This is a genomic window from Pacificibacter sp., from assembly GCF_039769035.1.
Classification (GTDB): domain Bacteria; phylum Pseudomonadota; class Alphaproteobacteria; order Rhodobacterales; family Rhodobacteraceae; genus Celeribacter.
The window spans coordinates 1-11417 of the sequence record NZ_JBDMZG010000122.1 but is presented as its reverse complement, the minus strand read 5'-3'; the positions used below and the strand labels follow the sequence as shown (position 1 = coordinate 11417).

The 11417-nt window shown below is 53.7% G+C and carries 13 protein-coding genes, 1 tRNA gene and 1 pseudogene; 4 read left to right on the top strand and 11 right to left on the bottom strand.

The window, feature by feature from the left end; all coding sequences use genetic code 11:
* From ABF287_RS10955 to ABF287_RS10920, 8 genes are all read right to left on the bottom strand, one after another.
* Positions 1 to 694 (bottom strand): molybdopterin-dependent oxidoreductase (locus ABF287_RS10955; protein ID WP_347185043.1); only part of this gene is annotated, 694 nt, incomplete at its 3' end.
* A gap of 93 nt (positions 695 to 787) precedes the next feature.
* Positions 788 to 2485 (bottom strand): thiosulfohydrolase SoxB, encoded by a 1698-nt coding sequence (gene soxB, locus ABF287_RS10950; RefSeq protein WP_347185042.1) that lies wholly within the window; start codon positions 2483 to 2485, stop codon positions 788 to 790.
* Between the two features lie 109 nt (positions 2486 to 2594).
* The gene (gene soxA, locus ABF287_RS10945) at positions 2595 to 3455 is read right to left on the bottom strand and encodes a sulfur oxidation c-type cytochrome SoxA (protein WP_347185041.1); all 861 of its coding nucleotides are present in this window, start codon (positions 3453 to 3455) and stop codon (positions 2595 to 2597) included.
* A gap of 28 nt (positions 3456 to 3483) precedes the next feature.
* Positions 3484 to 3813 carry a thiosulfate oxidation carrier complex protein SoxZ gene (gene soxZ, locus ABF287_RS10940; protein WP_347185040.1) on the bottom strand — a complete coding sequence of 110 codons (330 nt, stop codon included), beginning with the start codon at positions 3811 to 3813 and terminating at the stop codon, positions 3484 to 3486.
* A 29-nt stretch (positions 3814 to 3842) separates the two neighbouring features.
* Entirely contained in the window at positions 3843 to 4259 is a 417-nt protein-coding gene (gene soxY, locus ABF287_RS10935; RefSeq protein WP_347185039.1) for a thiosulfate oxidation carrier protein SoxY, read from the bottom strand.
* Between the two features lie 37 nt (positions 4260 to 4296).
* Positions 4297 to 4770 carry a sulfur oxidation c-type cytochrome SoxX gene (soxX, locus tag ABF287_RS10930; protein ID WP_347185038.1) on the bottom strand — a complete coding sequence of 158 codons (474 nt, stop codon included), beginning with the start codon at positions 4768 to 4770 and terminating at the stop codon, positions 4297 to 4299.
* Positions 4771 to 4914: 144 nt separating this feature from the next.
* On the bottom strand, positions 4915 to 5478 hold the full coding sequence (locus ABF287_RS10925) for a thioredoxin family protein (RefSeq protein WP_347185044.1): 564 nt from the start codon (positions 5476 to 5478) through the stop codon (positions 4915 to 4917).
* Between the two features lie 45 nt (positions 5479 to 5523).
* Positions 5524 to 6279: a cytochrome c biogenesis protein CcdA gene (locus tag ABF287_RS10920; protein ID WP_347185037.1), complete on the bottom strand. Its 756-nt coding sequence runs from the start codon at positions 6277 to 6279 to the stop codon at positions 5524 to 5526.
* A gap of 130 nt (positions 6280 to 6409) precedes the next feature.
* On the opposite strand from ABF287_RS10920, the gene ABF287_RS10915 reads away from it, so the two are divergent.
* From ABF287_RS10915 to ABF287_RS10900, 4 genes are read left to right on the top strand one after another with little or no spacing between them, the layout of a single operon-like run.
* Entirely contained in the window at positions 6410 to 6844 is a 435-nt protein-coding gene (locus tag ABF287_RS10915; RefSeq protein ID WP_347185036.1) for a hypothetical protein, read from the top strand.
* Between the two features lie 31 nt (positions 6845 to 6875).
* Positions 6876 to 7376: a heme-binding protein gene (locus ABF287_RS10910; RefSeq protein WP_347185035.1), complete on the top strand. Its 501-nt coding sequence runs from the start codon at positions 6876 to 6878 to the stop codon at positions 7374 to 7376.
* Positions 7377 to 7394: 18 nt separating this feature from the next.
* Positions 7395 to 7760, top strand: coding sequence for a metalloregulator ArsR/SmtB family transcription factor (locus ABF287_RS10905; RefSeq protein ID WP_347185034.1), 366 nt, complete (start codon positions 7395 to 7397; stop codon positions 7758 to 7760).
* Positions 7761 to 7792: 32 nt separating this feature from the next.
* A complete protein-coding gene (locus ABF287_RS10900; protein WP_347185033.1) occupies positions 7793 to 8842 on the top strand; it encodes a YeeE/YedE family protein in 1050 nt (349 codons plus the stop codon).
* Here ABF287_RS10900 and ABF287_RS10895 read toward each other — a convergent pair whose 3' ends face one another.
* The 3 genes and pseudogenes from ABF287_RS10895 to ABF287_RS10885 all read right to left on the bottom strand — a co-directional run.
* Positions 8843 to 10102, bottom strand: a complete 1260-nt coding sequence (locus ABF287_RS10895; protein WP_347185032.1) for a DUF4147 domain-containing protein — start codon at positions 10100 to 10102, stop codon at positions 8843 to 8845. It lies immediately after the preceding gene.
* A gap of 562 nt (positions 10103 to 10664) precedes the next feature.
* Positions 10665 to 10740: transfer RNA gene (locus ABF287_RS10890), tRNA-Thr, on the bottom strand.
* 257 nt (positions 10741 to 10997) lie between these two features.
* Positions 10998 to 11417, bottom strand: a pseudogene (locus tag ABF287_RS10885) (iron ABC transporter permease); the annotation flags it as partial.

Below are 11417 nucleotides of genomic sequence, written 5' to 3'. Positions count from 1 at the left end.
TTTCAAGCGGAATAGAGCGTCCGTTTGAGGATGCATCTGCGCCCTCAACATAGACCCATTTGTCTTTGAAATCGCCAGCTGCATCCAGTCCAGCTTCTTCCAAAAGCGTGCGCAAGGACACGCCAGAATATTCCATATTATGGATCATCCCATGGGTGAACTGCGCGCCATTCAACTGCGCGCCGGCCCATTCCATGCCGGTGTTGGCCGCACATTCCAAAAAGAAGGTCTTGTTAATACGCGGAAAGCGTTCAAGATCAGCGTAGGTGAACACAAGCGGACGATCGACAAGCCCGTGGATCATCAAACGATAGTCCGATTTGCTTAGCTCGATCGCACCCGAGTGATGCCGCTCAAACGCACAGCCCTGCGGCGTGATAGTACCGTCAAGCGCATGGATCGGCGTAAAGTTGATCGACGAAATCGTGTCAGCGGTCAGCCATTCGACATTTCGCCGGACCACATCGCCTTCGAACTGGATCGGCATGCCGTAAGGTGTCGCATCTACGCCGTCGCCTGTGCCCGAGGCCCAGTCTTGAACTTCGGTGATTAGCGGATCGGGCGTGTCTTGGGCGGCGGCGCCCGAAGCGGCAAGTCCCGCCCCCGTGGCCGCGGCCCCACGCAAAAACGCGCGCCGCGACGGGCCTTGGTTTTGCCCCTGTTCTTCTTTGGTCTCTTCGACTTTGTCACTCATGGGGATGTCTCCCTTAGGCATTCTTTCATTCATTTTTGTGAATGAATTTGTGGTTTGAAAATCGCCTTGCCAAACCAGCAAGGCGGCACAAGTTTAGGCGCCGACGACTTTGACCGACGTGTTCTCAGTTGGGCTTACGGTGCCAATCTTGCGGATATGATCTTCGACCACATTCCAAATTTCAGGGCCTTCCGTACCTTCATTGACTGAGGCCCAACCCGCGACAACGTAGGACCTTGCAGGGTCCAACTGTTCGCCGGTTTTCAGCAAAGTGATGTCAGAAATCCGCGCCCCTTGGGGTTTGGTCACATCGATCCGGTAGCCAAGCCCGCCAAGACGCACCATGTCCCCGCCTTGTTGGTAATAGGGGTCAGGATTGAAAATATTATCCGCCACGTCTTCCATGATCGTCTTGATGAATTCACCTGTCATTTCAGAGCGGTACGCGTTTGGATAGGTCATTGAGGTCGCGTTAAAGATATCTTCTCGAGTGATTTTATCGCCAGGCATCAAGGACGGCCCCCAACGTACACCGGGGCTCATGGCGATGTCAGCTTCGCGTTCTGACAGAAGCGCGTCACAGATCAGATCATCCCATGTGCCGTTGAAATTACCACGACGATAAAGCACGCCATCAGTTTCGCCGATCACTTCGGACATTTGGGCCTCATAAGGCGCGCGCTGTTCATCGATCACAGCAGTGACGGCTTTGTCGGGTTCAATCACATCGGCAAAGATCGGGATCAGTTTATGACGGAAGCCCATCATGCGGCCATCGCGCACGTCCAAATCGACGCGGGAAACAAATTTGCCGTTAGACCCAGAGGCAACGATGATCGTCTCGCCCACCAGCACAGGCTCAGGCAAAGCGTCATGGGTGTGGCCAGACAAAACAACATCAATGCCTTTGACCAGACCCGCCATCTTTTTATCAACATCAAAGCCGTTGTGCGACAGAAGCACGACCAGCTCAGCGCCCTGCCCGCGCACCTCGTCGACGACCTCTTGCATGCGTTCAGTGCGGATACCAAAGGAATACTCAGGGAACATCCATCCAGGATTAGCGATCGGCATATAGGGAAACGCCTGTCCGATGACGGCGATCTTCACGCCACCACGCACGAAGAACTTGTAAGGCGCGAAATCTTCGGCTGGTTCATCCCATTCGGCGTCATAGATATTGGCGCCAAGTGCTGCAAACGGCAGGTCCTGCACGATGTCACGCACACGATCCGATCCGAGCGTGAATTCCCAGTGGAATGTCATCGCATCAGGTTTGAGCGCATTCATCACATTGACCATGTCTTGGCCTTCAGTGTGATAACAGGTGTACGACCCATGCCATGTGTCGCCGCCATCCAGCAACAAAGCATCAGGGCGCGCCGCGCGGATGGAATTGATCACGGTGGACACACGATCCAAGCCGCCGACTTTGCCATAAGTCTGGCCCAAGGCTGCGAAATCGTCAGAGGTCAGGGCATATTGTGAGGCAGAGCCATCATCGATGCCGTAAAGCTTGCGGAACTCAGCACCGGTGATATGCGGCACTTGGCCTTTGTTTTCCCCCACCCCGATATTGATCGACGGTTCGCGGAAATTGATCGGCTTGAGTTGGCCGTGAATATCGGTGACGTGGATCAGGGACACATTGCCAAAGGTGTCAAAATCCAACAGTTGATCTTGGGTCAAAAGCTGCTGCGCGGCCAGACGCGACCAATTGCCAAAGCCTGACGCCCCCACCAAAGCCGTAGCGGCCATAGACACCTGAAGAAAGTCGCGACGATTGATCATACTGTGCTCCGAAATGCGCAAAGGGCACTGGCGGCCTCTCATGCGTAAAATTGAATGTATTCAGGAAAACACAGCCCCGCATGGACAAATCCAGCGGGGCAATGTCGTATCAGTTGCGTACAGACGGTCCTTCGACCGACAAGCCATTGCCGCGTGAGGCCACGTAAAGCTCAAGCGCTACAAACTCGGGCGAACCAGGGCTGTAGGTCTCAGCCCGTGTATCGCGCACACAGCCTTTAAAGCGAGAATGCGTGCCGTTCAGTTTGGCGTTTTTCAAACGGTACGTTGGAAAGCCGTTGATTTGACCTTGGGACAAGTGGTCTGCACGGATCATGTTGCCGTAATTGTCTTCGTGACAGTTGGCACATGACAATTCAAGCTGACCAGTACGGGCGTAGTACATTTCTTTGCCCTGCTCCCACGTGGATTGCGCAGGCCCATCAATGGCGACGTTCACAGGTGTGCCCCGTGCCACCATCGCCAACATGGCTTCGAAGTTGATCATTTTTGTACTGTCGTACTTTTCAGCTTCCGCGCCCATTTGATTGGTCAAACAGTCGTTGATTTGCATCTGCATTGTCCGTACTTCGCCAGCACCTTCGTTCCATTTTGGATAGGTGGCGCGCACGGTGGACAGACTTTCAGGGCCATCGTGACAGTCAGCGCAGGACTTCTCTTGCGTGCCCATGACGGTCTCGAACTGTGCAAGACCCTCTTCGGCACCGAGCATGCCCGGATTGTCGAAATCATCAAGCTGCATCGCTTGCGTTTCATCTGACCGAAAGCGCCAACCAGACAAGATCTCGTCAAGACTGTCCGCCATATGCGCGGGTGCGGCAGTTTTGGTCACCATATTGATTTCGTCATTGACGACCAGCTCTGCCTCTTCATCTGCAAACGCAGGCGCTGTCACAAGAAGTGCTGAAACAGCTGCAGTGCCAAACACTGTGCTAAGCAAATTCATTTTCATGCGTATTTCCTCCCTAAGCACTTGATACCTATGCGATTGCGATTGCTTTTGTTGTCTCGTAAACATCGCCGTCGTCGTCGTACCAAGTGAACTTGAATTCGCCAGCTTCTGGAACCATGGCGTCGAATTCAAAGTATGGATTGGTCGAAATGGCCGCTTCCATTTTCACATCAATGACCGACTGGTCGTTGAAGTCACAGGTAAAGCGATTGATGATCGAACGCGGGATAACATTTCCGTCATTGTCTTTGCGTTGACCGGATTCCATCTTGTGAGAGATGAGCGTTTTGATGGTGATTGTCTCGCCAGCTGCTGCCGACTTAGGGACTTTCACGCGGGGTTTTACACCTGATGCCATTTGTATGGTCTCCTAGATAAGTCGGTTGATTAGCCGCCGCAGCCGCCGATGGTTACTTTTACGGTGCTGGATGCTTTCGCAAACGAACCGTCTGCCAATTTGGCAATTGCGACAACATCTTGCGTGCCAGCAAGGCGCATGCGTGTCGACGCAGATTGTGAGCCAGCCAAAGCGCCAAAGTTGAATGTCGCAACACCCGGCGTTGGATTGCCCATTGCAAGGATCATGATGGCTGTTGCACCGGGTGCATCAACAGAGACAGGCACAGTGTTGCCGTTTTCGGCGATTTCAGGCGCCGTCAAAGTCACGCCGCTGGACCCAAGTTCTGCGCCCACAGTGAAGGCTGCGATCGCGTCATCTGCGGCAGCTGTTGCGCGCATTGGAAGCAATGAAGCGGCAGTCGCTCCAAGTCCTAGCGCCAATGCGTCACGTCGTGTGAGATTCATAGTGTTCTCCTCAAAAAATCTTCTGGCAGAAATGCGATTACTCGTCTTTCAGCGTCATGAGATAGGCAACAACATCTTCGATTTGTTGTGCGCTCAAAAGTGGTGGCAATTCACCTTTCGCGGCTTTGCCGGTAAAAGCATCGCCTGGACGGATGTAGCCAGTTGTTTTGTAGAACGAGGGCATCATTGTGTCCTCAAACATCATTTTGGCGTTTGCGACGATGCCGCGAATTTGTGCTTCGTCCCAGCGCGATCCAGCCCCGTCAAGTACAGGTCCGATGTCGCCTGCGAAGGGCACATCGGCGTAATCCTCAGCGGCGTGACAAGACACGCAGTTGCCGAGTTTCTTGGACGTCATGATTTTACGCCCTTCTTCTGGGTTGCCAGCCATACCAGACAAAGACTGCGCGATTGCACCATCTTCGAAAGCGACGTCACTTGGTGCCACTTCTGCAAGTGCGGCACCGGCCGTAAGGCCAAGTACGACAAAAGTCGTTGCGATCCGTTTCATATCCCCTCCCGAGACAGACGTGTATGTTGTTAGGTAGCCTAGCCGACGATTTCATTTTAACGCAAGGATAAATTCAAAAAATTGAATTTTATTATATATTGCGCCATGATGTCTGCGCAAAGACGGCCAGTTATCCTATTAGAATCATTGTATATCGCGTCCGAGTTTACCGAATTCTAATTGCTGCACCACACGTTCCGCATGATACTTTTGAAACGGCATTTCGCTATCGTACCCGTGTTCAAGCACCCAAGTCATCATGTTGTAAGTCGTCATGCGACCAAACGCGCCGGGCACGGTGGACGCGGATGCGAGCGGTGCACTCAGCCCCTCACCAACCTCTTCTGGAAAGAAAAATGTCGTTGGGGTGAACAACGTTCGCCACTTTTGAACCATCTTTTTCTCGGGCAAAACTTCACCGTCAAAATCTGTCACCTCAACATCGCCAAACATGTTGATCTGAACGACAAAGAAATTGTCCTCAATCAACTGGGTGATTTCAGGATCGGGAAACACCTCTTCGTGCATTTTGGTGCAATAGATACATCCGCGCTGCTCCACCATCACCATCAGGCGCTTGCCTTCGGCATTGGCTTCTTCGAGATCTTCACGCAGGTCTTTGAACGTATCGCGCTGCCAAGAGGTCTTGTGCAGACCATCGTCGCCCATTTCGAACGAAGAGGCCGGTGCAGCCCCCGTCAGGAACATCAGCGCAGCAACGCCAAAGGCGCGTCGAGTTGCATTAAACATGAGTTACAAACTCCCTGTTGATCCGATTTTGGTGAAGGCAGGAAACACGTCCAGCATCCAAGCCGCAATCACGTTGACAGAATTGGTGACGATAAGAAGCGCAAATACGATTAAAAACACGCCCATGAGCTTCTCAACTTTCGGCAGGTGCCGGCGAAACCGCGCCGCAAATCGCAAGAACGGTTTGATGAAAATGGCTGCAACGACAAAGGGCAACGTCATGCCCACCCCAAACACCAGCATCAGTATCAAGCCTCTCAGGGCCGTTTCCTCAACGGACGCCGTAAACACAACAGCCGTCAAAACGCCGCCCACACAGGGTGTCCATCCCGCAGCGAACGCCAGCCCGACCACGTATGACCCAAGAACGCTCATGTTGGATGTGTCGCCCGCGTTCACCTGAAATTGCCGGTTCAAAAGCCCAATGCGAATGATCCCCAAAAAGTGCAACCCCATCAAAAACACGATTGCGCTGGCAAGAATGCGAAACAGATCTTGCTGCCCGCGAAACACTTGACTGAAGGAAAAAGCGGCAGCCCCAAGCCCGACAAAGACTGTGATGATCCCAAGCGAAAACATGATCGACGAAATCACAGCGCGCTTGCGCACCCCGTCCGCCAATTGCCCTGTTTGATTGATTTCCCCCATCGACGCGCCAGCCATGTAGGACAGGTAAAATGGCACGATCGGCAAAATGCAGGGCGAAAAGAAGACAATCAGCCCCCCTAGAAAAGCGGAGATCAGCGATACATCTAACATACTTGTCCTCCGTTGTTTCCTTACTTACGAAGACGTCATCACGTAGACGCCTTGTGTTATTCACATATTCAAATTACGTTGATTGTTAAGGTCACGTCAACAGATCAGGCTCAAAGGCACGAAAACAGCAATGCTCAAACGTCGCACATTTCTAGCAGGTGCTGCCAGTGGTTCCTTAGCGGCAGCGCTAAGTTTCGGACTTGGCGCAGCGCATGGCGCCCAGTCAGATGCCGCACGCGATAGCGCCGCGCACGACACACAGTTGATCATGGTTGAACAAGTTGGCTGCGTGTATTGCGCCCGTTGGGATGCTGAGGTCGCGGACATTTACCCGAAAACGCCAGAAGGCAAATTCGCCCCGCTGCGCCGGATCGATCTGCACGAGGCGCGCCCGACGGACATCGCATTCAATTCGCCTTTGGTGCTTACGCCCACATTCGTTTTGATACAAGACGGCGTTGAGCAAGCCCGGATCGAAGGATACGGCGGCGACGAAATGTTTTGGTCAATGATGACGGTGACGTTGCAGTCACACACTGACTTCGATGCGCAAGCAATTGAATAAAATAACTTAATCACGAACGGGAGGAACCAACATGAAACATCTTGTAGCAGGCTTAGCTCTCTTGGTTGCAACAACTGGCACAGGTTTTGCTGACGAAGACGACGCCTTTGTGACCTTCAAAGTTCTTAAACCCGAAGTGGCGCGCGCGGCGGCAGTTGCTGCTTTGGAAAGCTGCCGCGAGCAAGGCTATCAAGTCGGCGTCATGGTGGTGGACCGCTTTGGCATCCCGCAAGTGTACCTGCGCGATCGCTTTGCAGGCTTGCATGTTTTTGAAACGGCACGGCGCAAAGCGTGGACGGCCGTTTCGTTTCGCACGTCAACACTTGAACTTGGCAAACTCACTGGCCCAGGTGAGATGATGTCAGGTATTCGCGAGCTATCAGAACCGCTGGCTTTGGGCGGCGGTGTGGTCATCGAGGCGGCAGGATCGATTGTCGCTGGGATCGGCGTTTCTGGCGCCCCTGGGCCGGATATTGATGAGCATTGCGCTCAGGACGGTATTGATGCGATAATGGACGAAATCGCGTTTTAGCAATGAGGGGCTGAGACAATGAACTCTATACTGCCAGTGTTTGAAGATGATCTGTCAGAAGCGGAGCTCGACAAAATGATGTCGAGCGCACGTGACGCTGCCAACATGCTCAAGGCACTGTCCCACGAAGGGCGGCTCATGATTTTGTGCCACCTTGTTACGGGCGAAAAATCCGTCACGGAACTCGAAGACCTTTTGTCTGCGCGGCAAGCTGCGGTCAGCCAACAGCTCGCGCGGTTGCGCCTTGAAGGGTTGGTGACACCGCGCCGCGATGGCAAAGCGATTTATTATTCCCTGACCGATGATCGCCCCAAACGCGTTCTCGAAGTGGTTTATGAGTTGTTCTGCAACGATGATACCCCTGCGGCAAAAAGCATTGATTAAGGCGGGCATCCCACCCTCCGTGAACGTCTAAGATGTTCGACGCATTCGACCCCGGCGTGTTATCCGCCCTTGTTGGATGTTTTGGAGGCATCGGCCTTGGTCTGGCCGCACGTCTGGGACGGTTTTGTTCCATGGGCGCGATTGAAGACCTCCTATATCAAGGATCAAGCCTACGTGCGCGACAATGGGGCGTTGCGATTGGCGTTGCAATCATGGGTGTTTTTACACTAGTCGCCTTTGATCTTTTTGACCCAGCACAAACGGCATACCTCACGTTAGACTGGTCGCCAATTTCTGCAATTCTTGGCGGCTTGATGTTTGGCTATGGCATGGCGCTGGCAGGTAACTGCGGATTTGGCGCATTGGCCCGCCTCGGTGGCGGCGACCTGCGCAACTTTGTGATCGTCGTCGTTATGGGACTCTCAAGCTATGTTGCCCTCAATGGCCCTTTGGCACAGTTGCGCGCGACATTATTCCCGCCTCACCTGTCTGAAACACCATCAGGCATCGCTCATTGGATCAGCGACTTCGGCCTTCCTCTAGCACCCATCGGCATGATCATCGGCGCACTGATCTTGCTTGCGTCACTCGCGTCCAAGGCGTTTTTGCGTGATCGCGCTGCGGTAATTTGGGCGGCAATCGTCGGGCTGGTGATTGTGTCAGGCTGGGCAGGCACCGCGTGGATTTCAGACGCCACATTTAACGCGGAACCTATCACCTCGCACAGCTTTGCAGCGCCCATCGGTGACACGATGTTTTATCTTATGATGTCGTCTGCGACATCACCCGGATTTGGCGTTGGCTCCATCGCAGGCGTGTTAATAGGCGCAGCCATTGGATCACTGATCAAAGGCCATTTCAGATGGGAAGCCTGTGATGATCCGCGCGAACTAAAGCGTCAAATTGGCGGAGCCGCATTGATGGGGATCGGCGCCGTTTTGGCGTTTGGCTGCACCATCGGCCAAGGCCTTTCAGCAATGTCCGTGCTGGCATACCTCGCACCGCTTACAATGGCAGCCATCGTCGCAGGTGCCGCCTTTGGGCTGCACCAACTCATTTATGGATTTTCATCTAAGGTCTGATCAAGGCAGTATAAGCACTTGAAGATCGGCGACATTTGTCCCCGTAGCCCCAATCTTGAGCAAGTCGCCCACAGCCTCAAGACCGTGGTAGCTGTCATTGCGCGCAAGAACATCGTCAATATCAACGCCAGCATCCTTAAGCCGTGACAGGGTCGTGCTGTCCACCAGCCCACCAGCTGCATCGGTTGGCCCATCACGCCCATCTGTGCCGCCAGAAAGGAAGACATAGTCCTCAAGACCACGTTCGCCAGCAAGACGCGCCACGCGCAGCGCCAATTCTTGATTGCGCCCGCCCAATCCTTTGCCCGCAAGCTTCACCGTGGTTTCGCCACCGAACAGGTAAATGCCCTTTTCCTTGACGCAGTCCAAAATGACATGAGCTGCTTCATCAACATCCCCCGTCAAAGGCGCAGGGAATACGTGCACCCCTTTGGCCTTGCCCCCACCTGACGCGCGCGCCATCGCAGAAACAGACCGCCGGTTAGAGCCAACCAAAATGGTTTCGCTTTCTGGCAAAGGCCCAAGGTCGCTTTCAGGTTTCATCAAATGTTCGCGCACAGACGATGGCAAACGGTTCCACACCTTCAAAGATTTCAACGCAGCAACGGCGTCCGCACGCGACCCGATGGGCGACACTGACGGCCCCGAGGCAATCGCGCGCAAATCGTCATCAACCACATCGGACAGAACCAATGTTGTCACATGCGAAGGTGCCGCCGCCCGCAAGAACCCGCCACCTTTCAGACGAGACAGCTGTTGGCGGATCAGGTTCATCATGACGATGTCCGCCCCCGAAGCGATCAACAGTGCGTTGACCTTAGCCTTGTCTTCTAAACTCACGCCGTTCACAGGTGCAGGCAGCAACGCAGAGCCTCCGCCTGAAATCAACGCGATCACGTCGCCCTTCGCCATGCAAAGCGCTTCTTCGACGCGCAAAGCGGCGCGCGCGCCTTCATCGTCAGGGATCGGATGCGAAGCGGCACGCACTTCTGCGCCCTCTAGTGGACGCGCGTTTTCATAATTGGTGACCACAACCACCGTTTCCGCCTGCACTTTGCGCATCGCGGCCTCAGCCATAGAAACGCCAGCCTTTCCGACGGAAATGATAGTCGGACGGTTGAATGATTTCCCGCTCAACGCCTGCTCTACCCCATCAGCGGGATCAGCTTCGCGGACGCCTGCCATAAACACATCAACAGCACGTGTTCTTAGGTCGGAAAAAACAGAAGCGGTGGTCGGAGATTTTTGATCAATTTGCATGGCCAGAGTGTTGCACGCACAAGACGGCCCGTCCAGCAAGCGAACAATTATATGATTGCTAATCTGACTGTTGCGCCCCTGAAGTAACACGGATGCATCGTCTAAGAACGTTTGTGCCTTATTTTTAGACCACGTCGGGCACACCGGCCCATGCCGCAGCGAAATATGTCATTTGTCGTGTGTGTGGGGGGGCTCGTTCAATATATCGCCTGTGAGACTTGCGTTCCGTCGAGGCGCGCTTGCCACCTTTGAATGCAAAGCGGCGCCGCGGGAGCATGTAACGAGGAAGCAAACTGATCCGCTGCGCATTCACAGCTCCAGATACATTGGAAGCCAGGGACGTATCTGGTTGTATTGTTATCGGGATTCGAAGAAAGGGCACATCGGCAGTATTTTTGTTTAATTTCTGCATCTTGGCTTGTTCAAATCCCATATTCAACAAGCGCAGCGCACTATGTTCCCGCGTAGGCCGCTCCGCGACATCAAAACAGTCAACAACTGCAACATATAAACAATCCGAAGCGAGAAAACTTCGAACAACTGATGGATTTTATTGGATAAATGGTGCCCCCACACGGACTCGAACCGCGGACCTACTGATTACAAATCAGTTGCTCTACCAGCTGAGCTATAGGGGCACTGAGGGTCGTTTAAGGATTTTGCTGGGGGGGTGCAAGAGGATTTTTGAGAGTTTTTTGCGCGAACTCACTTTTTTTTTGAGCACCTGTTTAAGGCGCTTGCGGAACGCCTTATTTTCTTGGGTTTTCGCAAAATCGGGAAAAATCGGAATTTTTTGCAGATCGAAAAAGCATCGTCAAACCAGCGTGGCGCGTCGTCTCAAACAGCATGAGATCACGACTCATTTTGGTGATTCAACGCAGTGGCGCAGGTGACTTTAGGCTAAGTCCGATGCGTTCTCGGACCGCGCCATAAGCAACACCGCGATGAGCCCCACCAAAATCACCAACAGGGCTGCTGGAGAGGCTTGTTCAAGCTGCTCAAGAGAGGCTTTCTCATGCACGCGCGTGGCTAAGGTGTTGTAGTTGAATGGGCGCAGCAACAGCGTGGCGGGCAATTCTTTGACACAATCAACAAATACCAACAGCAAGGCCGTGCCGACAGAGCCACGAATGAGCGGAATATACACGCGCCGAAGCGTCCCACCGAGTGTCTGCCCCAAAGAGCGCGCGGCCATTGGCAGTGAGGGCGCAACGCGCCCCATCGCCGCGTCAGCTGCCCCCTGCGCAATCGCGAAAAAACGCACAGTGTAGGCCAAGACAATCGCAAACGCCGAGCCTGTCAAAAGCAAACCGAC